Origin of the sequence: Rhodococcus sp. ABRD24 (assembly GCF_004328705.1) — a bacterium.
In the GTDB taxonomy this organism is placed as follows: domain Bacteria; phylum Actinomycetota; class Actinomycetes; order Mycobacteriales; family Mycobacteriaceae; genus Prescottella.
This window is the reverse complement of sequence record NZ_CP035319.1, coordinates 2,081,468-2,107,086: the sequence shown is the minus strand read 5'-3', so window position 1 is coordinate 2,107,086 and position 25,619 is coordinate 2,081,468. Positions and strand designations below refer to the sequence as shown.

The following is a 25,619-nucleotide window of genomic DNA, read 5'->3' as shown; positions in this document are numbered from 1 at the left end:
ACAGATGACCGACTTCCTGAGACCGAGTGACGCCGACGCGATCCGCGCCGAGCTGCGCTATCTGCGCCGCAGCACGACGCTGCCGGTGCTGTTCGGGGGCATGGTGGACGGACGGTGCCTGCGGTTGTCGGGGTTCGTCGGTACGCGCGGCACGCTGCTGCGCGACCTGGTGATCGACACCGAGTGCGGGCTCGGCGGCCGGGTCATTGCCGAACAGCGAGCCGGCGCAGTCCAGGACTACGCGAACTCGCGGCACATCACACACGACTACGACCACGAGGTGGCGAGCGAGGGCATCGAGTCGCTACTCGCGGCGCCCGTCGTGGTTCGCGGGCAGACGCGGGCGGCGGTGTACGGCGGGCTGCGCGCCAACCTGCCGATCGGCGACGTGGTGGCCGACGTCGTGATGCGGTCCGCGCACAAGCTCGCTCGCGAGATCGAGATCCGCGACGAGGTGGACCGCCGGCTCACGATGATCGAGAACTCGCGCACCGCGCCGGACGCCCCGCGCGATCCGAAGGTATCGGAGGGCATCACCGAGAGCTACCTGGCGCTGCGGGCGATCGCGGACCGGCTCTCCGACGATGCGCTGAGCGCCGAGGTGCGGGCGGTCGAACGCCAGCTGCGCGGACTCGCCACGGGCGCCACCGAACCACCGAGGGTCTCGTTGTCGGCACGCGAATTCGAGGTCCTCACCCATGTCGCGCTGGGGTGCCGAAACGCGGAAATAGCCGAGCGCCTGAGCCTCAGTGTCGAAACGATCAAGAGTTACATGCGCAACATCATGACCAAGCTCGACGCCCGCAGCCGCCATGAGGCGGTCGTGGAAGCCCGGCGGCAGGGGCTCATCCCGTAGCGGTGATCGCCGCGAGTCGGTTCCAGTTGTCGCCTTCAGCGGAGTCGGAGTAAGGTGTCGTCGTTCGGGTCGGCCCGCGAGAAGCGTGCGTCGACGGGATTCGAGACGGAGGAGGTGGGGCTGACAATGAGTAGCCAACCTCCGAGTACCAGCTGAAACAGGTCAATCCACGCCACTCGATCGAGTGGTATTCGACTGGTGCCTGCAGGATCGCGCAGCGCGGTCCGAGTTGCAGGCCTTCCCGGAAGCCGTGTTCGACATGCGTGAAATGCGTCCCATTCGTTCGATTCTGCCCCGCCGCGCAGCCGGTACTACCGAAGGCCTGACGTCCCCGGAACACTCGATGGCGCCCCGCCAGCAGGCACCTCAGCAGGCGCCCTCGCAGCCCGGTGTCGTCGAGGCCAGCGTGGTCAACAGCGCCGTGTATCGCGATGGTCACCGGATCTCGACACCCGCGACGCTGGCTGAGGCGCTCGAGAGTCTGCCCGACGAGTCGTCGATGGCCTGGATCGGTCTCTATCGTCCGGATGACGCTCAATTGAATGCTGCGGCAAAGCAATTCGACCTCCATGAGCTTGCGGTCGAGGATGCGATCGTTGCGCATCAGCGGCCCAAGCTCGAGCGGTACGGCGACACGTTGTTCGTGGTACTCCGGGCGGCGCGCTACGTCGACGAGTCCGAGCGCGTCGACTTCGGTGAGGTGCATATCTTCTGCGGACCGACGTTCGTGCTCACCGTCCGGCACAGCGAATCGCCCGACCTGTCGGCTGTCCGCAAGCGGATGGAGGGTGATCCCGAACTGCTCAAGCTGGGCCCCGAGGCCGTGCTGTATGCGATTCTCGACGCCGTGGTCGACGGCTACGCGCCCGTCGTCGCCGGTTTGCAGAACGACATCGACGAGATCGAGACCGAGGTGTTCAGCGGCGACCCGATGGTGTCCCGCCGCATCTACGAACTCTCTCGTGAGGTCGTGGAGTTCCAGCGTGCCACCAAGCCGCTGGTGGGCATGCTCCGTGGGCTGTCCGCGGGCTTCGACAAGTACAACACCGACGAGGAATTGCAGCGCTACCTGCGTGATGTCACCGACCACGCGACCATGGTCGTCGAGCGGGTCGACGGATTCCGGGAACTGCTCGGCAGCATCCTCGCGCTCAACGCGACGCTGGTCTCGCAGGCGCAGAACGAAGAGATGCGCAATATGACCGAGGCCAGCTACGCGCAGAACGAGGAGATCAAGAAGGTCTCGGCGTGGGCCGCAATCCTGTTCGCGCCCACACTGATCGGCACCGTGTACGGCATGAACTTCGACACGATGCCCGAGTTGCACTGGGTCGGTGGCTATCCCTTCGCGTTGATGCTCATGGTTCTCACCTGCACGGGGCTGCACACGGTCTTCAAACGGCGCGGCTGGTTGTAGATCGAGCCGGGCGGTCGGCTAGAGTCTCGGGCGTGACCCCACTGCGTCCGATCGACTCCGGTGAGCTGCTGACGCGGCGCCGCTATGTCGATTTCGCGCTCGTGTGTACAACCGGGTGTCCGCGGGTCTGATCCGACCCGCCCCCGGTGCGTGATCGTTCGTGCCGGGTTCTCTTCACGCACCCCGCATCCGCACACGAACGATGGGCACTCACTTGACTACTGCATCCGTTTCGCACCTTGCCTCGATCATCTCCGCCACCTCCGACGCTGTGTCCGAGGACGCCGCCAAGGCACTCGTCGTCTTCCGTGCCTCCGCGCAGTCTCACGACGCCGTCGCCAGCACCGTCTCGCTCGGCAAGTACGCGGTGGAGGTGGACGAGCCGCCGGCGCTGGGCGGGGCCAATGCCGCCCCCAATCCGGTGGAGTACTACCTGGCGTCGCTGCTGTCGTGCCACGTGGTGACCTACCGATTCTGGGCCGAGAAGCTCGGCATCCGGGTCGACGACATCTCGGCGCGCGCTGAAGGAGACCTCGACGTGCGCGGCTTCTTCGGGTTCGACGATTCCGTGCGACCCGGCTTCGGCGAGGTCCGCGTCGTCGTGGACATCACCGGTCCGGAATCGCGCGAACGTTACCTCGAACTGCATGAGGCCGCCGAGGCACACTGCCCCGTGCTCGACCTGACGCGCAACGCGACGCCGGTTTCCACCGTCCTCGGGGTCTCCGCCGGTAACAACTGAGCGGGAGCACCGGCCGCGGCGAACCGCGCGCGAAGTGGGTGTGCGGGTGCCACTATGGACCCGTGGACCTGCCTATCGCGCCGCCCGTGCAACCGATGCTGGCCAAGGCCGCGGCCGGTGTGCCCGAACAACCCGACGGCGACCCGGTGTGGTCGTACGAACCGAAGTGGGACGGATTCCGCGCCATCGTGTTCCGTGATGGCGACAGCGTGGTGTTCGGATCCCGCGGCGGTAAGGACCTGGCCCGGTACTTCCCGGAGGTGGTCGCCGCGGTGCGCGCCGAACTGCCTGCGCGGTGCGTCATCGACGGAGAACTGGTGGTGCCCCGCGAGATCGGTGGCCGGACGCGGCTGGACTGGGGCTCGCTGTCCGAACGCATCCACCCCGCCGACAGCCGGGTGAAACTGCTCGCCGAGCAGACTCCTGCACAGTTCATCGGCTTCGACCTGCTCGCGCTCGGCGACGACGACTTCACCTCGCGTCCGTTCGCCGAGCGCCGCAGCGCGCTGCTCGGCACGGTCGGGGGCGGGCCCAGTTGCCACGTCACCGCGGCCACCCTGGACAGCGCCACCGCGCAGCTCTGGTTCGAGACGTTCGAGGGCGCCGGGCTCGATGGCGTCGTCGCGAAGAGGCTCGACAGCCACTACCTGCCCAACAAACGGGAGATGGTGAAGGTCAAGCACTCTCGTACCGCCGATGTCGTCGCGATCGGCTACCGGCCGCACAAGAGCCAGCCGGGTATCGGGTCGATCCTGCTGGGCCTCTACGACGGCGGTGAGTTGCACATGGTCGGAGGGGCATCCGCATTCACTGCGAATCGCCGCGTCGAGCTGCTGGCCGAGCTCGAGCCGCTGCGGGTGGGTGACGACGTCGTCGCCGAGGGCGAAGCCACGCGGTGGCGGTCGGGTGCCGACCGCAGCTGGGTGCCGCTGCGGGCCGAGCGCGTCCTCGAGGTGGCGTACGACCAGATGGAGGGCGGGCTGGGGGAGCGCGGGGACCACACCGGGGTCCGGTTCCGGCACGCGGCACGGTTCCTGCGGTGGCGCCCGGACCGGGCGCCCGAGTCGTGCACTTTCGAGCAGCTCGAGGTTCCGCTGCGCTACGACCTGGCCGACGTCCTATCCGAGAATTCCTGAGAACGGGGAACGGGGAACACTGAATCATGGCCGCCACCAAGCGCTCTCCGGCAGAGGAACTCGACATAGATGGCGTCGCAGTCCGCCTGTCGAACCCCGACAAGATCTACTACCCACGGCTCGGCGCGGAGGGTGGCACCAAGCGTCACCTCGTCGAGTACTACCGCAGGGTCGCGACCGGCGGCGAGCTGTTGAGGGCACTGCAGGACCGGCCGACCCACATCCAGCGGTTCCCTGACGGCGTCGAGGGCGAGGAGATCTACCAGAAGCGGGTGCCGGTCAAGCGACCCGAGCACGTCGGGGCGTGCGAGGTGACGTTCCCTTCGGGGCGCACCGCCGGGGTGCTGCGGGTGCGTACCGCGGCCGACATCGTGTGGGCCGCGAATCTCGGCACCGTCACGTTCCACCCGTGGGCGGTGCGCTGCCCCGACGTCGATCACCCCGATGAGCTGCGAATCGACCTTGATCCGCAACCGGGTACCGATTTCGACGATGCCCGCCGCATCGCGCTCGAGGTACTGCATCCACTACTCGACGAACTGGGTTTGATCGGATTCCCCAAGACGTCGGGTGGACGCGGGCTGCACGTCTACATTCGGCTCGAGCCGCGATGGGATTTCGTCGAGGTGCGCCGCGCCGGGATTGCACTGTGCCGGGAGATCGAGCGGCGCAGTGGTGACCGGGCCACGACGAACTGGTGGAAGGAGGAGCGTGGCCAGCGCGTCTTCCTCGACTTCAATCAGAACGCGAGGGACAAGACCATCGCGTCCGCCTATTCGGCCCGAAGCACCCCGATGGCGACCGTGTCCACCCCGGTGACCTGGTCCGAACTGGCGTCCGTCGAGCCCGACGACTTCACGATCGCGACCGTGCCGGCGCTGCTTGCGGGCCGCGGCGACCCGATGGCCACGCTCGACGATGTCGCGCACTCGCTCGAGGGCCTGCTCGAGATGGCCGATCGTGACCTGGCGACCGGGCTGGGCGATCTGCCGTACCCGCCGAACCATCCGAAGATGCCAGGAGAGCCCAAACGGGTGCAGCCGAGCCGCGATCGCGATCGCGATCTCGAGGGTGACGGCGGCGTCGGGAGTAGTTGATCTGTCGTTTGACCAGGTGTTCTGCTGTCCCGCTTATCGCGTATGTCTGTTTCCTCGCATCGTGCCCTCTTCCGCCGGTAGGCTCCCTCAGATCACAATGGAGTGGGAGCAGGATCGGAGGCCGCCATGTCGGTTCAGGTCGAGCATGAGGAACTGTCCGAGCCCGCGGCCGCGCGCCGTCAGCTGCCACCCACCGAGATGCTCGTGGATCCACGGTTCCTGTCGCTGGCAGACCGCTTCTTCTCGATGTACCGCCAGCCACACAACGGAGGCGGCGCGCTCGTCGCGTACGTGCATGGCGAGAAGGTGCTCGACATCTGGGCCGGCAATGCCGACCGTGATCGCCGGTGGAATCGCGATACCGTCGCGCTGTCCTTCTCTACCGGCAAAGGCGTCGCGAGCACCGTCACACATCGGCTCGCCGAGCGCGGAATCCTCGACTACGACGACCCGGTCGCGAAGTACTGGCCCGAGTTCGCGGCTGCGGGCAAGGAAGCGATCACGATTCGCGACATCCTGACCCACCGGACGGGATTGCACAAGGTTCGCGGTCTCGTGCCGGGCAGGCTCGGGCTTCTCGACTACGACACCGTGATCGATGCGCTTGCCGCGTCCGCTCCGGACCCGCGGCGGCTACGCGGCCCCGGCTACCACGCGGTGACGTTCGGGTGGCTCGTCGCGGAGACGGTCTCGCGTGCCACCGGCAAGCCCTTCACCCAGATCGTCCGAGAAGAGATCGCGGAGCCGCTCGGCGTCGACGAATTCTGGTACCAGGTCCCGGCCGACGAGAAGCCGCGGATTGCGAAACTCTTTCCGCATATCAATCCCGGCGGACTCGATTGGCGGATGACGTCCTCGGTGCTCTCACGCCTGGGCCCCACCCGCGGGCTGGCGGAGGCCGCGATGCCCGACGGTTTCGACGAGCTGGTGCGCAATCCGGCGGTGCACGACGCCGTCATGCCCGGGTGGAACGGCGTGTTCAGTGCGCGTTCGCTGGGCCGGATGTACGCCGCGATCGCGAACGGCGGTGTCCTCGACGGTCGACGGTTCCTCGAGCCCGAGACCCTCGAGCAGATGGGCACGGTGCAGACCCGCGACCGCGACTACGTGCTGGGCGTCAAGCTCGGCTGGCGGCTGGGCTACCACCCGCCGCTTCTCGCGAGCCGCGTGCAGCCCACCCGCGGTCTCGGCCACTACGGCGTCGGAGGTTCGGGCGCGTACGCCGATCCGGAGACCGGCCTCGCGTTGGCTTTCGTCACCAATCGGCTGGGTAATGCGGTAACCGCGCTCGGCGACCTGCGACTGGCGCGTCTGGGTGCCGAGGCCCAGGCGATCATGCGTTCGTGAAGGTCGACAGTTCAGTAGTTCGGCGAAGGAGGACGGCAGATGAGCAATCATGTGTACCGGGTTATCGAGATCGTCGGATCTTCCACTGACGGCGTCGATGCCGCGATCACGAACGCCGTTGCCCGGGCGAACGAGACGATTCGCAACCTCGAATGGTTCGAGGTGGTGGAGACCCGAGGCCACATCGAGAACGGGGCGATCGCGCATACGCAGGTGACGTTGAAGGTCGGATTCCGGCTCGAATAGGCGTCGGCGGTTCCCCCGTTACCGGCCGGTACGAAACCTCGACCAAAACTGCAACACGTTATAGTCTTGGTGAAGATCGAGATACTTGGTCAGGGCACTCACAGGTAGGGAAGAACTGTGGCTTATGTGATAACGCAGGCATGCTGCAACGACGCATCGTGTGTGGACGTCTGTCCCGTCAACTGCATTCATCCGACTCCCGACGAGCCGGAGTTCGCCACCACGGAGATGCTCTACATCGATCCGCAGACGTGCATCGACTGCGGTGCGTGTGTCGACGAGTGCCCCGTCGACGCAATCTTCGCCGAGAACGAGCTCAGCGAGGCGCACTCCATCTATCCCGAGATCAACGCCGCGTATTTCGAGAGGCATCCGATCGGGCCGGACTGGCCTGAGCTCGCGCAGCCGAAGCCGCTCAGTCCCGAACTGGGCACCCTCCGGGTTGCGATCGTCGGCACCGGACCGGCCGCCTGCTATGCCGCGATCGAGCTCACGGCCCGTCCGCGCGTCGAGGTCGACATGTTCGATCGCCTACCGACCCCGTACGGGCTGGTTCGTGCGGGCGTCGCGCCGGACCACCCGGGAACCAAGGGTGTCGCGGACGTGTTCCGGTCGGCAATGAGCAAGCGTTCCGTGCAGTGTCACTTCAACGTCGAGGTGGGGCAGCATCTGACCCACGAAGAGTTGCTCGAACACCACCACGCCGTCATCTACGCGGTCGGTGCCGCCAGCGACCGCCGTCTCGGCGTGCCCGGTGAGGACCTGCCCGGCAGCCACGCAGCCACCGAGTTCGTGGCCTGGTACAACGGCCATCCCGACTACGCGAATCGCACCTTCGATCTTTCCAGTGAGCGCGCGGTCATCATCGGCAACGGCAATGTTGCGCTCGACGTCGCCCGCATCCTCGTCACCGATCCCGACGAGCTCGCCAAGACCGATATGGCCGAGCATGCCGTCGAGGCGTTGCGCCACAGCAACATCCGTGAGGTCGTGATCGTCGGTCGCCGCGGCCCCGCACAGGCGGCGTACACCAACCCCGAGCTGATCGCACTCGGCCAGATGGCCGACGTCGACATCGTCGTGGACCCTGACGAGGCGATCCTGGACGCGGCCAGCCGTGCCTGGGTGGACGGCCCGGACTCCGAGCCGTCCGAGAAGCTCAAGGTGCGGCAGGTCGAGGAGTTTGCGAAGCGGAGCACCTCCGACGGCCGCAAGCGGATCGTCCTGCGCTATCTGGCCTCACCCGAGGAACTCCTGGGTGACGACCGCGTCGAGGGAATCCGTCTCGTGCGCAATGAGCTGGTGGCCGATGAATCGGGCACGCTCAGTGCCCGGCCCACCGACCGTACCGAGACCCTGTCGACTGGTCTGGTGCTGCGGTCGATCGGCTACAAGGGCCTGCCCATCGCCGACCTGCCGTTCGACGAGCGTCGCGGCGTCGTCCCGAACGAGGGCGGCCGCGTCATCGACCCGAAGACGGGCGCGCCGATCCCCGGCGTCTACGTTGCGGGCTGGATCAAGCGCGGACCCACCGGCGTCATCGGCACCAACAAGCACTGCTCGACTGCCACCGTTGACCTGTTGGTGTCGGACTTCGCCGCCGGCCTGCTCGGACAGCCGGGTAGCGACCGTGAGCACCTCGGACAGTTGGTTGCCGAACGGCAGCCGGACGTGATCGACTTCCAGGGCTGGCAGCGGATCGACAAGAAGGAGCGAGCGCTCGGAGCGTCCAGTGGACGCTCGCGCACCAAGCTCGTCGACCTTGCGTCGATGCTGGAGGCCGCACGCGCCGAGGGCTGAACACCGCCACCGGCGGGTCGGAATTGGACCGATCCGCCGGATATGGCTGAATGAGGGTGATCGGGTGGCCCACTCTCCTGTCGGACATCCGCGGTGTGAAGCGGCAAGCGAGGGGTGGAGGCCATGGCCGAGATGCGAGATCGGAACGCAGGACGTCGACGCTGGACAGTGCGGGCTGCGCTGGCTCTCATCGGAGTGACCGCTGCGGGCTCCGCCCTGGCCGCGCCCGTACAAGCTGCTCCACTGTTCCCCGGTGGACCAGAGCTGCCGACCTTGCAGCTACCGACATTCCAGATGCCGGCTTTCCAGCTGCCGACGCTGGAGTTGCCGCAGATCCCGACACCCCTGCTGCAGTTGCCGCCGGGCGTCGAGTTGCCGCCACAGGTCGCCGCCGCCCTCCCTCCCGGGTTGTTCACGCCCATCCCGCCCGCTCTCGCGCCGATCGGCCCCGCCAACTTCTCGGCGCCGTCGCTGAACCCGGCGCCCGGTGAGGTGGTCGGCATCGCCCAGCCGATCATCGTCCGATTCAACGAGGCCGTCGGTGATCGCGCGGTCGCCGAGCGGGCCATCCGCGTCACCACCAATCCGCCCGTCGCCGGACACTTCTACTGGATCAACGACAAGCAGGTCCGGTGGAAGCCGGAACAGTTCTGGCCCGCGAACATTCAGGTCACCGTCGACGCCGGCGACTCGCATTCGACGTTCTCGATCGGCGACGCCCAGGTGACGGTCGCGGACGACAACACCAAGCAGATCACCGTCACCCGAAACGGTCAGGTCGTCAAGACGATGCCGACATCGCTCGGCAAGCCCGGCTATGAGACCCCCAACGGCACCTACATCGTCGGTGAGAGGTTCCGGGACATGTACATGGACTCGTCCACGTACGGTGTGCCGATCGACGCCCCTGAGGGCTACCGGACGTACGTCGAGTACGCGACGCGAATCTCCTACAGCGGTATCTTCGTTCACGCCGCGCCGTGGTCGGTGAACCAGCAAGGCCGCGCAAACGTCAGCCACGGCTGCCTCAATGTCAGCACCGAGGACGGCAAGTGGTTCTTCGAGAACGCGCAGAAGGGTGACCCGGTGATCGTGCAGAACACCGCCGGCGGCATCCTCAGCGGTGCCGACGGGCTGGGCGACTGGAACCGCTGATCTGATGCTACGAGAAGGCGCTGCGCGAGTACGACCCGCGCAGCGCCTTCTTCGTACGACGTCAGTTGGTCTCCGTCACCGAAGCACGGTTGTGCAGCGTTTGCGCCACGGAGGTACTGCAGGGCCGGCCCCGACCGCCGTGCCATACCGGGCGTATCGGAGGAACGCATCCATCGGCCGATCCTCCCGAACGGCACGGGAGATTTCGGGTCTTCGTGATTGCGGGACACTCTGGCCGGCCCGGGCCCCGGGCCGGGTCGGGCCGTTACCTGCAAGATCTCCGGCGGGAGGATCTCGCGCATAATCCCTGCCATGACCGTGACGCGTTCGATCCTGCTGTTCGTCCTGGCTGCCCTGTTCGAGATCGGTGGGGCGTGGCTGGTATGGCAGGGTATCCGCGAGCACCGCGGCTGGCTGTGGGTAGGTGCCGGCATGCTCGCGCTCGGCATCTATGGTCTGGTCGCGACGCTGCAGCCCGACGCCAACTTCGGACGCATCCTCGCCGCGTACGGTGGGGTGTTCGTGGCGGGTTCGCTGCTGTGGGCGGTGGTGATGGACGGCTTCCGCCCCGACCGCTACGACATCATCGGCGCCGCGATCTGCCTGTGCGGCGTCGGCGTGATCATGTATGCACGCTAGGCCCGTGCGCGGTAAGGGTGCACAGAGACTCCCTAACCGCGCACGGGCGCGGAGCGCCTACCAGATCTTCACGCGCTTCTCGGGTTCGAGATAGAGTGCGTCACCCGGCTGCACGCCGAACGCGTCGTGGAAGCTGTCGAGATTGCGAATCACGCCGTTGCAGCGGAACTCCGGCGGCGAGTGTGGGTCGACGGCCAGGCGTCGGATAGCTTCCTCATTGCGCGCCTTGGTCCGCCACACCTGCGCCCAGCCGAAGAACACGCGCTGCAGCCCGGTGAGCTCGTCGAGCACCGGCGCTTCGGTGCCCTCGGTCGCGATTCGGTATGCCGCGAGCGCGATCGACAGCCCGCCCAGGTCGCCGATGTTCTCGCCGATCGTGAACTCGCCGTTGACGTGATGGCCCGGCAGGTCCTTGGGTTCGAACTCGTTGTACTGCTCGATGAGCGCCTTGGTCCGCTTGCCGAACTCGGTGCGGTCGTCGTCGGTCCACCAGTCCACCATGTTGCCGTCGCCGTCGTACTTGGCGCCCTGGTCGTCGAAGCCGTGCCCGATTTCGTGCCCGATCACGGCTCCGATGCCGCCGTAGTTGGCCGCATCGTCAGCCGTCGCATCGAAGAACGGCGGCTGCAGAATCGCTGCGGGAAAAACGATCTCGTTCATGCCCGGGTTGTAGTAGGCGTTGACCGTCTGCGGCGTCATGAACCACTCGTCGCGGTCCACCGGACCGCCGAGCTTGGCGATGTCGCGGTCATGTTCGGCTGCGTACCCGCTGCGGTAGTTGCCGACCAGGTCGGCCGGATCGATCTCGACGGCCGAGTAGTCCCGCCACTTGTCGGGGTAACCGATCTTCGGGGTGAACTTCTCGAGCTTCGCGAGCGCAGCCTGCCGGGTCTCCGGCGACATCCACTCGAGGTCGGAGATATTGCGGCGGTACGCTTCCTGCAGGTTCGCCACCAGCTGCTTCATGCGCGCCTTGGACTCGGGCGGGAAGTGCCGGTCGACGTACAGCTTGCCGACGGCCTCGCCCAAGAGGTCCTGTACCAGTGAGACGCCGCGCTTCCAGCGTTCACGGTTCTCCTCGGTGCCGCTGAGTGTCTTGCCGTAGAACGCGAAGTCCTCCGCGACGATCGCCTCGGTCAGGTACGGCGCCCGCGAGTGCAGGATGCGCCACGTGGCCCACGCCTTCCAGTCCTCGATCGCGCTCGACGTCCACAGTTCGGTGAACGACTCGACGAAGCCAGGCTGGCGCACCACGATCTCGGCGAGCTGTTCCGGCGTCGCCTGCAGTCCGGAAATCCATGAATCCCAGTCGAATCCGCCGTACTGCGTATGCAGATCGTCCAACGTCACCAGGTTGTAGCTCAGCTCGGCGTCGCGGCGTTTGACGACGTCCCAGTGACCGGCCGCGAGCTTCGTCTCGAGGTCGAACACCCGCTGCGCGTCGTACTCGATCCCGGCCAGCTCGAACATCTTCCGGATGTGCGCAACGTACGCCTCGCGTATCGGGGCGTAGTTCTCCTCTCGGTAGTACGACTCGTCGGGCAGACCGATGCCGGACTGGGTGAAGTGCACCAGGTAGCGTGCCGAGTTCTTGGCGTCGGTGTCGACGTACTGGCCGATTGCGCCGCCGACGCCGGTGCGCTGCAGGCGTCCGACGATCCCAGCCAGTTCGCTCCGGTCGGCCGCGGCCGCGACGGCTGCGAGTTCGTCCGCGATCGGTGACAACCCGGCGGCTTCGACCGCGTCGGCTGCCATGAAGCTCGAATACAGGTCGCCGATCTTCTGGGCGTCGGAGCCGGGAGCCGCACCGGAAGCCGAGGCCTCCTGAATGAGCGTCTGGACATCCACCTCGGCCTTGTCGTACAGCGTGCGGAAGGCCCCGTCCACCGCGCGGTCGGCGGGGATTTCGTATTCGTTCAACCACTTGCCGTTGACGTGGACGAACAAATCGTCCTGCGGTCGGATGCCGGTGTCGAGATGAGTGAGGTCGATGCCGGAGGGCTGCGCGGTCGTCATCGCTCCATCTTTACACCGCGACGCGTTTCGGGACCGGCCGTCGCGGATTCGTGCAGCGTCCGAGCGTGTGACGGCGGAGAATCCGGCCGCCCCGCTATCCGTTGACAGCAGTCCAAAGCGTGTGCAAGATCACTTCGAAATCGGGTGATTTGCCGGGCACTCATGATCGGGAACGGGTGGAGCTTGAAGAGAATTGTCACGGCAGGGGCGGGTCTGCTGGTCGCGAGTGCGGTTGTATTGGGATCGGTTTCGACGGCCTCCGCACACGGCTACGTCAGCGGTTCCATCGTCGCGCGGCAGGCCGCGACGCAGAACGTCAACCGTGGTGCCGTGCAGTACGAACCGCAGAGCCTCGAGGCGCCCAAGGGCTTCCCGCAGGCCGGACCCGTGGACGGGAAGTTGGCCTCCGCTGGCGGTCTGTTCGGAGGCAACCTCGATGAACAGTCGTCGACCCGCTGGTACAAGAACCGGGTCCGGTCCGGCCCCAACCAGTTCACGTGGACCTTCACCGCTCCGCATCGGACGTCGCAGTGGCGCTACTACATCACCAAGACCGGGTGGGATCCGAATGCGCCGCTCACCCGCAGCGAGCTCGAGCTGATCACCACGGTGCAGCACGATGGTTCGGCGGCGTCATCGAATCCGACCCACACCATTGCGATTCCGGCAGATCGCAAGGGCTACCACGTGGTCTACGCGGTGTGGGACATTGCCGACACCTCCAACGCGTTCTACAACGCCATCGACCTCGACATCGTGGATTCCGGGACGCCGCCGGCGGATACGACGGCGCCCTCGGCTCCTTCGGACCCCGTTGCGGGCGATGTGACGGCAGGCTCGGTCCGGTTGTCGTGGGCTACGGCGTCGGACAACGTAGGCGTCGCCGGCTACCGAGTGTTCCGGAACGGCCACCAGGTCGGAGTGTCCACGGGCCCGACGTACACCGACACCGGCCTCGCGCCGTCGACCCGGTACAGCTACACGATTCGGGCCGTTGACGCGGCCGGCAACGTGTCGGGTGACAGTGCGGCGGTCACCGTGACCACCGCCGCGGTTCCGGCCGTCGACGTGACCGCGCCGAGCGCACCCACCGGGTTGCACTCGATGGGTACCACCTCGTCGAGCGTCTCGCTGATGTGGACGGCCGCCACCGACAACGTCGGCGTCCACCACTACGACGTGCTGCGGGCACCCGCCGGGACGGCGGATACGTTCGCCAAGGTCGGCACCACCACCGGCACCACGTTCGAGAGCACAGGGCTCGCCGCCTCCACCACGTACCGCTACCGGGTGGTCGCGTTCGACGCGGCCGGCAATGCAACGGCGGGGACGCCGTTCACCGTCACCACGAAGGCCACGGGTTCTACCCCCACCCAGCCGATTGGGACGTGGAACGCCCGGGCTGCATACGTGAAGGGAGACCGGGTCACCCACGGTGGTCGGACCTACGAGTGCGTGCAGTCCTATCGGGGTGTGGGCGATCCGAACTGGATCAACGCCCCGTCACTCTGGAAGCTGGTCTGACCGCAAACCGTCTTGGACGCCGGTTTGGAGAGTGGCCGATAAGGCGGGCGACTGATTACAGCAGCTGCGCACTCGCGGACGCCCGGATCAGCGTCTGACCGGAGCCGTCGACGAGCCGGGATTCGATGAGCGCCAATCGTCGCCCGGCCCGCACCACCTCTGCCTCGGCGGTGATCGGGGGGCCGTCGGTGGCGGGAGAGCGGATGAAGTCGATCCGCAGGTCGAGGATTCGGTACTGCTGGTCGGCGGCCGTCAGCGTCTGCGCGACGAGCCCGTTGATCAGATCAGCGGCGCTGATCAGGATGCCGCCCTGTATCGATCCGAGCGGATTGCTCATCCAGTCCAGAGGCGTGAACGATGCGGTGAGGTTGCCGCGTTCGACATCGGTGAGGCGCAGATCGAGCAGGCCGGCGAGCGGGCCGCGGGCGATGCGCTCGGATGCGATGTCGTCGACGATGTCGAGCCCGCTGCGTCCGGCGAGTTCGTCGGCGGCGGCGCAGGGCTCGGGCGCGGGGACGGGTAGCCTTTCCCCGCTGAGCACCGCGTCGGCGTTGGCGCGAGGGCGGGTGACGAGGACGCTCCGGGACTGCAGCACGGCGACGACATTGCCGTCTCCGTCGTGCATGACGCCCGACGCCAGGCCCATACCGCTGTCGGCATCGAGGTGGACGGCGTCACCGGTCGCGACGATGGTGCCGTGCGCGGGCATCGGTGCGGCCAGCGTCGCCGACACCTGCGACAGCACCACCCCGACGCCCTTCGGGACCGAGTTACCGAGCGCCCCGCCAGGGCACGCGTCGGTGAGTACGCCCATCGACCCCAGGACGGTGTGGCCGCGGTGGTCGTGGAACCGCGGCCCCACCTCCTGGGCGAGGACGAGGTGCCCGGGCCGCAGCTCACGTACTTGCACTCCCATCAGCAGGTTGAGCCGGTCGAGCAACTCGGGGGCTGGGCGCACATCTTCGGCAGCGGTGGTCATTCGTTCTGTGTACCACCACAGCTCACCGTCGCCGAACCGCTGCCCAGTTCGCCGCGCCCGTGGTCGGGGTTCACGCGCCGCATCTCAGTTCCCGATACGTGCGTGCATCTCCCAGATGAGGACCTCCGCGGCGCTGTCAGTGGACAGTGTCTGCCCGCCGGATGTGCTGAGCCGGACGGCGTCACCCTCATAGATCGTGCCGACACCCTCCATCTCCGCAGTGCCCCGTGCGACGAAGACGTGTACGAACAGTGCCTCGGGCACCCGCACCGGCTTGCCTGGCTGCAGGCGTGCGACGTGCAGCGACGCATGCTTGTTGTGGATGCGAATTGCGGCATGATCGCGGTGTTCGCGCATGCCCGACGCGACTGGGACGAGGGCGCCGGAGAGCAGCTCGGCATCGATCTCGAGCTGCTCGTACCCGGGCGCGATACCGGCCTCGTCGGGCACCACCCACATCTGGACGAAGTGCACAGGATCGCTGTGTTCGTCGCCCTCGAGCCGCCACGAGTCGTTCTTCTCCGAGTGCAGGATGCCGGTTCCTGCGCTCATCCGCTGCGCCAGCCCGGGGTAGATCACGCCGGAGTGGCCGATGGAGTCCTGGTGCACCAGCGACCCGCGCAGGACCCAGGTGACGATCTCCATGTCCTTGTGTGGGTGGGTGTCGAAACCCTGACCGGGCTGGACGGTGTCGTCGTTGTTGACGAGCAGCAGACCGTGATGAGTGTTGTCCGGGTCGTAGTGGTGTCCGAATGAGAACGAGTGCTTCGAGTCCAGCCACGGGATCTTGGTCTTCAGGCGGTCGCCCGCGCGGTGGACGTCGATGTGGGGGGTCGTGAGTGCGGTCATTGCGGTCCTCCTCGGTGACAGTCGCTGTCGGGCGCACGCACTGTCGAGCCCAGCGTACGAAGTGGGGGTCTTCCGCGTCGAATCAGTGGTGTCGGTTCGGTCTCGGAGTGTTCACGGACGAGTGACGGAATCGGCGATCGAGGAGTTATGGTCGCCGACACCCGTGATCGGTTGCCCGCCAGTATAATTGGTCGCTCAGGCGAGAATCAGTCGAGGCTCTCGTGGGCCGCGGGAACGGAGCCCAGTCGACCGGCTTGGTAGTCCTCGAACGCCTGCATGACCTCGGCCTTGGTGTTCATCACGAACGGGCCGGCCATCGCGATGGGCTCACGGATGGGCCGCCCGCCCAGGATGAACACCTCGAGCGACTCGGTGCGTGAGTCCTGGGTGTTCGCGGCGGTGATCGTGATCGTGTCGCCGCTGTATGGTCCCCCGTCGCTTCGCTCGCCGCTGTGAAATCCCCCGTCGCTTCGCTCGCCGCTGTGAAATCCCCCGTCGCTTCGCTCGCCGCGTCCGAACACTGCGGTCTGTCCGGACGAGATCGGCCGACGATCGACGCCGACGAATCCGTCCCCCGCCAGCACGTAGACGAGTGCGTTGAAGCCGCGGTTCCACGGCAGTGTGACGCTTGCGCCCGGCGCGACCGTGGTGTGTGACAGCGCGATCGGGGTGTACGTCGAGCCCGGTCCCTGGTGGCCGGCGATCTCGCCCGCGATCACGCGGATCAACGCGCCGCCGTCGTGGCTCGAGAGCAGTGCGACCTTGCTGCCGGTGATGTCCTGGTACCGGGGTGCGGCCATCTTGTTGTTCTTGGGTAGGTTGACCCACAGCTGGACGCCGTGGAACAGGCCGCCGCTCATGACGAGGTGCTCGGGCGGGGTCTCGATGTGGAGGATGCCGCCACCCGCGGTCATCCACTGGGTGTCGCCGCCACCGATGGTGCCGCCGCCGCCATTGGAATCCTGATGCTCCATGATCCCGTCGATCATGTAGGTGACTGTCTCGAAGCCGCGATGCGGATGCCACGGCGTGCCCTTGGGCTCTCCGGGGGCGTAGTTCACCTCGCCCATCTGGTCCATGTGGATGAACGGGTCGAGGTGGTGGAGGTCGATGCCGGCGAACGCGCGCCGAACCGGGAAGCCCTCGCCTTCATATCCGGTGGGTGCGGTGACGACGTCCAGCACGGGACGGTCGATCGCGGTCGGGTCGGCTACCTCGATGCGGGGCAGCGTGAGGATGTTGTCGACGGTCACGGCAGGCATGTGGCACCCCTCAGGTTATGTAGTTGAGGATTCAACTAGTTCACCTTAGCTCAACGCCTCACATGCGCGTCTATTCCCCGCCCATCAACGGAACGGGTTGCCGCGTCAGGCGTCGGCGTCGTGCCCAGAACTCAGCAGGCCGAGCTTGATTGCCGTCGTAAGTGCGTCGGCTCGCGAGTGCACGCCCAATTTGCGGTACAGACTGCGGAGCTGGCTCTTGACGGTGTTCTGTGAGACGTACAGTCGGGCCGCGATGTCCGCGACGGCCGGCGACTCGGTCAGGGCGGCGAGGACCGCTGACTCCCGGTCGCTGATCTGGATGAGCTTGATGACGTCGGGGAACACCGCCCGGTCGGGCGGAGGTGTCGCGGTCAGCCAGTTCTCCGGTAGTGCCACCTCCAGTTCCGACAACTGCGCGATCCGCCCGGCCGGCTGCGAGGCGTACGGGCGGACCAGTCCCGTCTGCCCGGACAGCGCGACGGCGCGCTGCAGCATCGCCCTGGCCCGGGTCTTGTTCGACAGATCGAGGTGAGCGGCCGCCTGGATCAGCGCCGATTCCATCCGGACCCGTGGGTGCGGGCAGTCCGACACCACCGCTCGTGCGCAATCTGCAAGTGCGGACGCCGGGTTGCCACTCGACAGATCTACCCGAGCCCGGGCAATCGTCGTCCACGGTCCCTGTCCGCGGGCGCCTTCGATAGCCGCCCGCGCCTCGTTGCCCTGGCCGAGCGCCGACAACAGTTCCGCCTCGGCCGCGGCGAGGAGCGGCGCCGCGACGGAGCAGGGCGTGAACCACCGGTCGTACACCGCGGTGGCGCGGTGTAGCCGGTCGAGTCCTTGTTCGGCGGTTCCGGACACAAGCGCGAGCTGGCAGTGCGCGTAGACCGCGAATGCCCACAGCTCCTCGTCGTCGGGTAGGTCGCCCAGATCCGCGAGGATCTTCGCCGCGACGTGGACCTCCATCCGGTCGAGCGCGACCAACGCGCCCGCCACCAGGCCACCGACTCGGACCATCGACGAGATCCAGGTCGACGCGTCCTCGTACCGCTGTTCTTTCTCGAGCCAGGACTCGGCGTGGGTAAGCTCGCCGGCCAACGCGTAGTTGAGGGCGATGCTGCCTGCGGCGTTGCGGGCGATGAAGTCCGTGCCGGCCGGACGGTTGCTGGTGAAGGCGCGGCGGAACTCCATCGACGCGCGGGTCAGGTTGCCGTGCAACTGGTGGGTGATGCCCCACTGCAGGCGCAGGAGGGGGAGGAAATCCGCGACGGCGTCGTTCTGGAACTCGACCGCGGTGTCACCCAGCGTGGCCAGCCGGATGCTGAGCTCGGAGGCCTGCGCGAAGTTGCCGGAGACTCGCAGGATGAGCGACTGTACGCTGCTCACAGCGAGCGCGTCCGAGGCATCCTGGGTGCGGCCGAGGGCCTCGAGTGCGTCGGCGTCCACAGGGGTTGATTCCGGAAACCGAGTCAGGTCCGAGCCGAGGCGGAGGAACAGCTCACGGCCGGCGCTGATCGACGGCTCGCCCTCGGCGATATCGGCGGGCAACAACAGGAGCGCCTCCCGCACCAGCTGGAAGTGTTGCGAGACCAACTCCGCCCAGTTCGACCGGAGAGTAGACATCGCGAGCTCCCAGTCGTGTGCGTCGAGTGCATGGACGAGCGCCTGTGCTGGTTCTTGTCGCGACAGGAACCAGCGTGCGAGCTCGCCGGGCGCCCGCAGCGGGCCGGCGGGGGACTCGAGTCGCACTGTGCGCATCAGCGACTCACGGATCGCGCGGGGGAACTGCCACTCGTCGTCGTTCGGCCACAGCGAGCGGCTCAGCACACCCGCCGATTCCAGCGCGCGAAGGTGCCGGGCCGCGTCATCGTCACCGGTCAGGGCCGTGAGAGCGGCTTCGGTGAGGACCCGTGCCGCGGAGGCGGTAAAGATCAGCTCCCGCCGTTCGGCCAGTTCGGGATCGCCGAGAATCTCCCGGTCGACGTATCTGTCGATGGACCGTTCCAGGGCGAGCCGCGCGAGCTCCCGGTTCTGGGCGTAGTCGGAGTCGAACGGGCGCGCGACAGTCGCGGCGGCCCGCACCAGCGGCGGAAATCCGCCCGTGACGTCCTGGACGAGCTCGAGCAGGTGCGGCGGCAGATCGACCCCGCGATCCTTCAGCACGTTGTGCGACTCGTCGGGGGTGAACAGCAGATCGGACGGCGAGATCACCACATGGTCGACGTCCGATGCACCGGGATCGCCGAACACGCTGGTGTCCCGGGCGGTGAGCACGACGTGCAGCCGATCGTGCAGGTGCAGCATGTCGAGGATGCGTGATTCGGTCTCCGGGTCACCAATCCGGTCGATGTCGTCGAGAACCAACACCACGGGGTCGGTGGAATCGGCCTCGAGTGCGTTGGCGAGGCTGTGCACGACCGCCTGCCAGTAGCGGTCGGCCGTGATGTCGGGATCCGGCGACCCGGCGACGACGGGATCGGCCGGTGCGGCGTCGGAGGTGAGCCATGTAGACAGCAGCGCCGACTTGCCGGAACCGCGTGGCCCACGGATCACGGCCAAAGCCGGTGGGTCGAGGAGCAGTCCGGACAGGCGGGGCCTGGCGAGCAGCGACTGTTCCGCCCGCACCGCCCGCCTCGCCTGCACGTTCTCCCCCTCGCCTGTCACAAGCTCACCCCCGTGAAAGCTCGACGTGCACGGGCTGTCAGACGCGGCCACGTGCACGGACAGGTCATACTTCCACACCGGCAGGGCGCAGGAAGGCAAAGTCGTGAGCCGGTCATGCCGCGGCCGCGATTCCTCCGCGATATCGGGTGGCTCGACCTACCCGATGCATAGCGGCAGCAGGAATGCAGCGACAAGGTCGACTGCCTGTATGCGTGCGCAAGCGCCCGTGGCGGGGGACAATCGTCATGAAGGCCGTCGCGAGCTCTGCCCGACGGCGCATCACAAGGGACACATGGCAACGAGAGCACAATCGGAACATTGGACCGGGAGGCTTTTGTGAACGACTTCGAGAACGACCCGTCGGACTTCGAGCGTGTGCATCCAGGTGAGGCAATCGAGGACGCCCGCAACTGGCCGGGCTACGCGCTGATCGGGATCTCTATCGTGACGCTTGGAATGGCGCTGGTCGCGGCCGGATACGGCTTCAACGGATGGGCGTGGATCGCTGGCGTCATCTGCGCGGTGAGCCTGGTGGTCGGGACCCTGCTGGTCCTCGCAGAGCACCGCCGCATCAAGCGGCTCGACGCGCTGGGCCTGCCGGACGGGCTGGGGTACTGACCACGTAGGTGCGGGGCGCGATGAGTTTTCGGGCCGGGCCAGGTCTGTATCGGTGGGAGCCCTCGCCGAGGGTTCGCATCCGAGAGCCCTTTCGAATCAGGAGACCCCATGTCCCGTCTGCTTTTCGTGAACCTGCCCGTCACTGACATCGTCGCGACCCGGAAGTTCTTCGGTGGTCTCGGCTTCGAGTTCAACGAGATGTTCAGCGACGACAACTGCGCCTGCATGGTGATCAGCGACTCGGCCTGGGTCATGTTGCTGGAAGAGGCGCGTTTCCGGGACTTCATCGCCGACGATATCTGCGACACGTCCAGTAGCCGCGAGGTCCTCACCTGTATCTCGGCCGACAGCCGCGACGAGGTGGACACCCTGGTGGACGCCGCGATTGCCGCGGGCGGCTCCAAATGGATGGACCCGCAGGATCAGGGGTTCATGTACGGCCGCTCCTTCCGTGACCTCGACAACCATGTCTGGGAGGTCATGTGGATGGACCCCGCCGCTACTGGGCAGTGATTGCCCGGTTCCGGGTGGTGCCAGGTAGCGGGATCAGGGGTGCGGCGGCAGTCCGAACGTCTTGAACAGGCCGGTGTCGAAGAAGCACGTCACGTGCGCGACTCCGCGATCGGTGACGTCGAGGACGTGTAGCTGGAACGGACGGTGGATGCCATCTGCTCCCCGCATGTAGAGCCCCAGCGCGGGCTGGGCGTTGGCGGACGTCGGCAGCAGGCGCATGTCGCCCGCCCCCTGAGCGGGGCACTTCTCCTTGATGAGACGGGCGATGTCGCTGCCGCCGACGTACCAGCCGACGAACGGCGGCATTTCCCATACCGCATCGCGGGTAAACATCTCCACGAGCCCGTCGATGTCGTACTTCTCGAACCCGTCGACGTAGCGGCGCAGCAGTTCGCGCGTGTCCTCGGATTCGGGCTCGACGAGGACGTCGGGGTCGGGCATTGCCTCCGACAGTTGGGCCCGGGCTCGCTGCAGCAGGCTGTTGACGGCGGCGGTGGACGTGCCGAGCGCGTCCGCAACCTCGGCGGCCTTCCACTGCAGTACCTCCCGCAGCACCAGCACAGCTCGCTGACGCGCCGAAAGGTGTTGCAGGGCAGCGATGAACGCGAGCCGCACCGATTCGCGTCCCGCGACGATGGCCGCCGGATCGTCGGCGCGGCCCGATTCGCCCCACACCATCGAGTCCGGGATCGGCTCGAGCCACGGGATCTCGCCTCGCTCGACGAGGTCGTCGGATGGATCGGAACTCGAGGCGCCCAGGCCGGTCGGCAGGGGGCGTCGGCCGCGTCCCTCGAGCGCGGTAAGGCAAGCGTTGGTTGCGATCCGGTGGAGCCACGTGCGGATCGACGAGCGACCGTCGAAGCTGTCGTAGCCGCGCCAGCCTCGGAGCAGCGTTTCCTGTAGGAGGTCCTCGGCGTCGTGGATCGAACCCATCATGCGATAGCAGTGCGCGAGTAGTTCGCGCCGGTAAGGATCTGCTGCCGTGAGGAATTCGCTGTCGAGGTCCTGTCCTGCAGTCATGTCCCGAACCCTAGCGGCCGTATCCGACAAGCGGAACGGCGTGCGCGTCTACTGGTCGTGAACGTCTCGTGTCGTGGGGCGCTGTCGTGGGGCCGGTCGCAGCGAGGCGCCAGCGAGGCGCTATCGAGCTCTCGGGCCGACGCGGTCGGCGTAAGACCTCCCCGACGGCGTCATACCGTCCTACACTCGCATTCGTGCAGCACATCGAGTCCGACTTCTCCGGGGTGCACGGCACCCGCATCGTGTACGACGTCTGGCGCCCCGACGGTGAGCCGACCGGGGTGCTCCTGCTCGCGCACGGTCTCGGCGAGCACGCTCGCCGGTACGACCATGTCGTCGCGCGACTGACCGAGATCGGCCTGGTGGTGTACGCCCCCGATCACCGCGGGCACGGTCGCTCGGGCGGCAAACGGATCGATCTCCGCAACTGGTCGGACTTCACCGACGATCTCCATCACCTGTCCAAGCTCGCTGCCGCCGAGAATCCCGGTCTCGATCGTTTCCTGTTGGGCCACAGCATGGGCGGAGCGATCGCGCTGTCGTACGCGCTGGACCACCAGGACGAGCTGGCCGGGTTGATCCTGTCCGCGCCCGCCGTGGTCCTGGCCACGGGTACCCCGAAGATCGTGATCGAGATCGGCAAGATCCTCGGGCGGTTCGCTCCGGGCGTTCCCGTCGAGACGCTCGACGCCAAGGCGGTTTCGCGTGACCCGAAGGTTGTCGCGGCGTACGAGTCCGACCCGCTCGTCTATCACGGGAAGGTCAAGGCGGGCATCGCCCGCGGCCTGATCACCTCGGCCGAGAGCTTCCCCGCGCGGCTGCCGTCACTCACCCTGCCGGTGCTGGTGCTGCACGGCACCGACGATCGGCTCGCCGACGTCGCGGGCAGCCGGATGATCGCTGAGCGGGCCGGCTCGGCGGATCTGACGCTCGAGACGTACGACGGACTGTTCCACGAGGTGTTCAACGAGCCGGAGCAGGACAAGGTCCTCGACGACCTGGTCGATTGGCTCCGTCCGCGTCTGAAGGTGACGTAGCCTGCGGCCCATGACCGATCCCGGCACCACGCTCACCCACCGAACCGTCGACGTCGGCGACATCGAGATGCATGTCGTCGAGCAGGGGCAGGGCGCGCCGGTCGTGCTCTGTCATGGCTTTCCGGGCCTCTGGTACAGCTGGCGGCACCAGATGCCGGCGCTCGCCGCAGCCGGATACCGGGTGATCGCCCCCGACATGCGCGGCTACGGGCGAACCGGCGCGCCGCCGGATCCGCGCGCGTACGACCGCCGGCACACCGTGGCCGACATGGTCGGTCTGCTCGACGCGCTCGGCGTCGAGCAGGCGGTATTCGCCGGTCACGACTTCGGCGCGCAGCTGGTGTGGGATCTGCCCGCGTGGGCGCCGGGCCGCGTCCGCGCGCTGATGCAGCTCAGCGTGCCGCGCATGCCACGTCAGCCCATCCAGCCCACGATCGGATTCCGGTACCTCGCGTCGCAGCACTTCGTGCACCTGCACTACTTTCAAGAGCGCGGCCCGGCGGACCGCGAGTTGGACGCAAATCCGAAGGAGTTCCTGGCCAAGATCTTCCACGCTCTCAGCGGCGCCAACCGCTACCTGGGCTGCTGGGATTTCCCGTCCGAGGGCAACGGCTACCTCGACGTGCTGCCGGAGCCGCCGGCGCTACCGTGGCCGTGGCTGAGCGAGGACGAGTTCGACTACTACGTACAGGAGTTTGCGCGTACCGGATTCACCGGCGGGCTCAATTGGTACCGGGCCGACGACTACGTGTGGGAGCAGAACGAGGACCTGCACGACCGCCCGATCACGCTTCCCACGACGTTCATCGCCGGCGCGAAGGATCCGGTGCTCGAGATGATGGGTAGGGATCCGTTCGAGACGATGGCGTCGATGGTGCCAGGTCTTCGCTCGACCCACGTGATCCCCGGCGTCGGGCATTTCGTGCAGATGGAGGCGCCGGATCAAGTGAACGCCGCGATGCTCGAGTTCCTGGCGGGACTCGACTGATCGGGATTGCCCGAAAGTTGATCGGTGGCCCTGTCGATCGGGTGGTGTCCCGTTCGTCGTCAACGTGTACGGCAACCGAACACGGACACGAAGGAGTCAGAACCATGAAGTACCTGATGCTGATCAACGCAGAATCCGCCGAGCCAAATGCGGGATGCACTCCTGAGGACTGGATGGTCTACGACAAGGAGGTCAAGGACGCCGGAATCTTCGTTTCGGGGGAATCGCTGGCCGATCTGGTGACGGCAACCAGCGTGCGCGTGGGGGACGACGGCCAGCGCACCATCACGACGGACGGTCCGTTCGCCGAGACCCGGGAGGTGCTCGGCGGCTTCTACGTGATCGACGTGCCCCACCTGGACGTCGCCCTCGACTGGGCGGCGCGCTGTCCGGGCTCGCGTGGCGGTGGCCGCATCGTGGTGCGCCCGGTGGCTGACTGGGACTGACCGTGATGAACGAGCCGTCAGTCGGCCGGGATCCGGCCGTGGACGCGGCTGTCGAGGCGGTCTTCCGGGAGGAACGCGGCCGACTGCTCGCCACCCTGGTCGGCCGGTTCCACGACCTCGACCTGGCGGAGGAGATGGCGTCCGAGGCCATCGAGGCGGCGCTGGTGCATTGGCCGGTGGACGGGGTCCCGTCGAAACCCGGCGCGTGGCTGCTGACCACTGCGCGGCGCCGCGCAGTGGATCGGCTGCGACGAGACAAGTCCTACGCCGCGCGTCTGGCCGTCCTGCAGGCCGAGGCGGACCGCACAGATCCTGCGCCGGCCGCGGATGCCGCCGGTGAGCTGCCCGACGATCGGCTTCAGCTGTTCTTCACATGCACCCACCCGGCGCTGCCGGCCGAGGACCGCGCGGCGCTGACGCTGCGGTGCCTCGCCGGGCTGACGACGCTCGAGGTGGCACGTGCGTTCCTGGTGCCACCGTCCACGATGGCGCAGCGGATAGTGCGGGCCAAGAAGAAGATTCGACAGGCCCGCGTCCCCTTCCGGGTGCCGGGTGGCGATGAGCTGCCACAGCGGTTGCCCGGCGTGCTGCAGGTCCTGTACTCGATCTTCACCGAGGGATATGCCGCTAGCAACGGAGAACATCTGCAGCGGGTCGACGCCGCCGACGAGGCCATCCGCCTCACCCGCATACTGCGTCGGCTGATGCCCGATCAGCGTGAGGTGGCGGGGTTGCTCGCTTTGATGCTTCTGGTCCACGCGCGGCGCACCGCCCGTACCGGCCCGGGCGGCGCACTGGTGCTGTTGGGGGACCAAGATCGCGCGAGCTGGGACCGGCCGATGATCGAGGAGGGCCGCGTCCTGGTGCGGGTCGCGCTCACCGGGGGTCCGCCCGGACCGTACGGGGTGCAGGCCGCGATTGCTGCGCTGCACGACGAAGTCGAAGACATCGCAAGCACCGACTGGCCGCAGATCGTGGGGCTGTACGACGTGCTGCTCGCACTCACTCCGTCCCCCGTCGTCGCACTGAACCGCGCGGTGGCCGTCGCGATGCGGGATGGGCCGGATGCGGGTCTGCTTCTGCTCGATGAGCTGGCCGACGAACCGCGTCTGCGCGATCATCATCCGTATGCCGCGGCGCGCGCGGAGCTGCTGTCCCGGGCAGGACGACGGCAGGAGGCCGCGGAGGCGTACCGGCGCGCACTGGATCTGGCCGGGACCGAACCCGAGCGCGAGTATCTGCGGCGCCGGCTCGCGGACGTGCAGGACTAG

At 67.2% G+C, this 25,619-nt stretch carries 23 protein-coding genes; 17 read left to right on the top strand and 6 right to left on the bottom strand.

Going from position 1 to position 25,619, the window contains the following annotated elements; genetic code table 11:
* Positions 1–4: 4 nt before the first annotated feature.
* The 10 genes from ERC79_RS09375 (at position 5) to ERC79_RS09330 (ending at position 10,435) form a co-directional block, all read left to right on the top strand.
* Entirely contained in the window at positions 5–856 is an 852-nt protein-coding gene (locus ERC79_RS09375; protein WP_131577631.1) for a response regulator transcription factor, read from the top strand.
* Between the two features lie 259 nt (positions 857–1,115).
* Positions 1,116–2,273, top strand: a complete 1,158-nt coding sequence (locus ERC79_RS09370; RefSeq protein ID WP_131580936.1) for a magnesium and cobalt transport protein CorA — start codon at positions 1,116–1,118, stop codon at positions 2,271–2,273.
* Positions 2,274–2,487: 214 nt separating this feature from the next.
* Entirely contained in the window at positions 2,488–3,015 is a 528-nt protein-coding gene (locus ERC79_RS09365; protein WP_131577630.1) for an OsmC family protein, read from the top strand.
* Positions 3,016–3,077: 62 nt separating this feature from the next.
* Entirely contained in the window at positions 3,078–4,151 is a 1,074-nt protein-coding gene (locus ERC79_RS09360; protein ID WP_131577629.1) for an ATP-dependent DNA ligase, read from the top strand.
* Between the two features lie 26 nt (positions 4,152–4,177).
* A complete protein-coding gene (locus tag ERC79_RS09355; RefSeq protein ID WP_131577627.1) occupies positions 4,178–5,248 on the top strand; it encodes a DNA polymerase domain-containing protein in 1,071 nt (356 codons plus the stop codon).
* 126 nt (positions 5,249–5,374) lie between these two features.
* Positions 5,375–6,595 (top strand): serine hydrolase domain-containing protein, encoded by a 1,221-nt coding sequence (locus tag ERC79_RS09350; protein WP_131577626.1) that lies wholly within the window; start codon positions 5,375–5,377, stop codon positions 6,593–6,595.
* Positions 6,596–6,634: 39 nt separating this feature from the next.
* Positions 6,635–6,841: a dodecin gene (locus ERC79_RS09345; RefSeq protein WP_131577624.1), complete on the top strand. Its 207-nt coding sequence runs from the start codon at positions 6,635–6,637 to the stop codon at positions 6,839–6,841.
* Between the two features lie 117 nt (positions 6,842–6,958).
* The gene (locus tag ERC79_RS09340) at positions 6,959–8,641 is read left to right on the top strand and encodes an FAD-dependent oxidoreductase (protein WP_165497067.1); all 1,683 of its coding nucleotides are present in this window, start codon (positions 6,959–6,961) and stop codon (positions 8,639–8,641) included.
* A gap of 123 nt (positions 8,642–8,764) precedes the next feature.
* On the top strand, positions 8,765–9,796 hold the full coding sequence (locus tag ERC79_RS09335; RefSeq protein ID WP_131577623.1) for a L,D-transpeptidase: 1,032 nt from the start codon (positions 8,765–8,767) through the stop codon (positions 9,794–9,796).
* A 312-nt stretch (positions 9,797–10,108) separates the two neighbouring features.
* A complete protein-coding gene (locus tag ERC79_RS09330) occupies positions 10,109–10,435 on the top strand; it encodes a YnfA family protein (RefSeq protein WP_131577622.1) in 327 nt (108 codons plus the stop codon).
* 57 nt (positions 10,436–10,492) lie between these two features.
* Here the strand turns inward: ERC79_RS09330 and ERC79_RS09325 are convergent, their stop codons facing one another.
* Positions 10,493–12,451, bottom strand: coding sequence for a M13 family metallopeptidase (locus tag ERC79_RS09325; protein ID WP_131577620.1), 1,959 nt, complete (start codon positions 12,449–12,451; stop codon positions 10,493–10,495).
* A 183-nt stretch (positions 12,452–12,634) separates the two neighbouring features.
* Here ERC79_RS09325 and ERC79_RS09320 point away from each other — a divergent pair, with 183 nt between their 5' ends.
* Positions 12,635–13,975 (top strand): lytic polysaccharide monooxygenase, encoded by a 1,341-nt coding sequence (locus ERC79_RS09320; protein WP_207390451.1) that lies wholly within the window; start codon positions 12,635–12,637, stop codon positions 13,973–13,975.
* Between the two features lie 55 nt (positions 13,976–14,030).
* On the opposite strand, the gene ERC79_RS09315 is transcribed toward ERC79_RS09320, so the two are convergent.
* The 4 genes from ERC79_RS09315 to ERC79_RS09300 form a co-directional block, all read right to left on the bottom strand.
* Entirely contained in the window at positions 14,031–14,954 is a 924-nt protein-coding gene (locus ERC79_RS09315) for a hotdog fold thioesterase (protein ID WP_131577617.1), read from the bottom strand.
* Between the two features lie 84 nt (positions 14,955–15,038).
* Positions 15,039–15,803, bottom strand: coding sequence for a pirin-like bicupin family protein (locus ERC79_RS09310; protein ID WP_131577616.1), 765 nt, complete (start codon positions 15,801–15,803; stop codon positions 15,039–15,041).
* A 206-nt stretch (positions 15,804–16,009) separates the two neighbouring features.
* Positions 16,010–17,065 carry a pirin family protein gene (locus ERC79_RS09305; RefSeq protein WP_131577614.1) on the bottom strand — a complete coding sequence of 352 codons (1,056 nt, stop codon included), beginning with the start codon at positions 17,063–17,065 and terminating at the stop codon, positions 16,010–16,012.
* Between the two features lie 105 nt (positions 17,066–17,170).
* Entirely contained in the window at positions 17,171–19,726 is a 2,556-nt protein-coding gene (locus tag ERC79_RS09300) for a LuxR C-terminal-related transcriptional regulator (protein ID WP_242676789.1), read from the bottom strand.
* A gap of 336 nt (positions 19,727–20,062) precedes the next feature.
* Between ERC79_RS09300 and ERC79_RS09295 the strand changes: the two genes are divergently transcribed.
* Together ERC79_RS09295 and ERC79_RS09290 are read left to right on the top strand one after the other, a co-directional pair.
* Complete coding sequence (locus ERC79_RS09295; protein ID WP_131577612.1) at positions 20,063–20,344, top strand: hypothetical protein; 282 nt, start codon at positions 20,063–20,065, stop codon at positions 20,342–20,344.
* Positions 20,345–20,452: 108 nt separating this feature from the next.
* Entirely contained in the window at positions 20,453–20,857 is a 405-nt protein-coding gene (locus ERC79_RS09290; protein WP_131577609.1) for a VOC family protein, read from the top strand.
* 33 nt (positions 20,858–20,890) lie between these two features.
* On the opposite strand, the gene ERC79_RS09285 is transcribed toward ERC79_RS09290, so the two are convergent.
* Positions 20,891–21,877, bottom strand: coding sequence for a sigma-70 family RNA polymerase sigma factor (locus ERC79_RS09285; protein ID WP_131577607.1), 987 nt, complete (start codon positions 21,875–21,877; stop codon positions 20,891–20,893).
* A gap of 194 nt (positions 21,878–22,071) precedes the next feature.
* Between ERC79_RS09285 and ERC79_RS09280 the strand changes: the two genes are divergently transcribed.
* From ERC79_RS09280 to ERC79_RS09265, 4 genes are all read left to right on the top strand, one after another.
* Complete coding sequence (locus tag ERC79_RS09280) at positions 22,072–22,914, top strand: alpha/beta hydrolase (protein WP_131577605.1); 843 nt, start codon at positions 22,072–22,074, stop codon at positions 22,912–22,914.
* Between the two features lie 10 nt (positions 22,915–22,924).
* Complete coding sequence (locus ERC79_RS09275; protein WP_131577603.1) at positions 22,925–23,902, top strand: alpha/beta hydrolase; 978 nt, start codon at positions 22,925–22,927, stop codon at positions 23,900–23,902.
* A gap of 104 nt (positions 23,903–24,006) precedes the next feature.
* A complete protein-coding gene (locus ERC79_RS09270; protein WP_131577601.1) occupies positions 24,007–24,348 on the top strand; it encodes a YciI family protein in 342 nt (113 codons plus the stop codon).
* A 5-nt stretch (positions 24,349–24,353) separates the two neighbouring features.
* On the top strand, positions 24,354–25,619 hold the full coding sequence (locus tag ERC79_RS09265) for a DUF6596 domain-containing protein (protein WP_131577599.1): 1,266 nt from the start codon (positions 24,354–24,356) through the stop codon (positions 25,617–25,619).

Coding starts and splice junctions, on each gene's coding strand:
- ERC79_RS09350 (WP_131577626.1), top strand. CDS start 5,375: ATGTCGGTTCAGGTCGAGCATGAGGAACTGTCCGAGCCCGCGGCCGCG.
- ERC79_RS09285 (WP_131577607.1), bottom strand. CDS start 21,877: ATGACTGCAGGACAGGACCTCGACAGCGAATTCCTCACGGCAGCAGAT.
- ERC79_RS09270 (WP_131577601.1), top strand. CDS start 24,007: ATGAAGTACCTGATGCTGATCAACGCAGAATCCGCCGAGCCAAATGCG.
- ERC79_RS09310 (WP_131577616.1), bottom strand. CDS start 15,803: ATGACCGCACTCACGACCCCCCACATCGACGTCCACCGCGCGGGCGAC.
- ERC79_RS09275 (WP_131577603.1), top strand. CDS start 22,925: ATGACCGATCCCGGCACCACGCTCACCCACCGAACCGTCGACGTCGGC.
- ERC79_RS09325 (WP_131577620.1), bottom strand. CDS start 12,451: ATGACGACCGCGCAGCCCTCCGGCATCGACCTCACTCATCTCGACACC.
- ERC79_RS09305 (WP_131577614.1), bottom strand. CDS start 17,065: ATGCCTGCCGTGACCGTCGACAACATCCTCACGCTGCCCCGCATCGAG.
- ERC79_RS09355 (WP_131577627.1), top strand. CDS start 4,178: ATGGCCGCCACCAAGCGCTCTCCGGCAGAGGAACTCGACATAGATGGC.
- ERC79_RS09290 (WP_131577609.1), top strand. CDS start 20,453: ATGTCCCGTCTGCTTTTCGTGAACCTGCCCGTCACTGACATCGTCGCG.
- ERC79_RS09370 (WP_131580936.1), top strand. CDS start 1,116: ATGCGTGAAATGCGTCCCATTCGTTCGATTCTGCCCCGCCGCGCAGCC.
- ERC79_RS09335 (WP_131577623.1), top strand. CDS start 8,765: ATGGCCGAGATGCGAGATCGGAACGCAGGACGTCGACGCTGGACAGTG.
- ERC79_RS09315 (WP_131577617.1), bottom strand. CDS start 14,954: ATGACCACCGCTGCCGAAGATGTGCGCCCAGCCCCCGAGTTGCTCGAC.
- ERC79_RS09265 (WP_131577599.1), top strand. CDS start 24,354: ATGAACGAGCCGTCAGTCGGCCGGGATCCGGCCGTGGACGCGGCTGTC.
- ERC79_RS09345 (WP_131577624.1), top strand. CDS start 6,635: ATGAGCAATCATGTGTACCGGGTTATCGAGATCGTCGGATCTTCCACT.
- ERC79_RS09330 (WP_131577622.1), top strand. CDS start 10,109: ATGACCGTGACGCGTTCGATCCTGCTGTTCGTCCTGGCTGCCCTGTTC.
- ERC79_RS09375 (WP_131577631.1), top strand. CDS start 5: ATGACCGACTTCCTGAGACCGAGTGACGCCGACGCGATCCGCGCCGAG.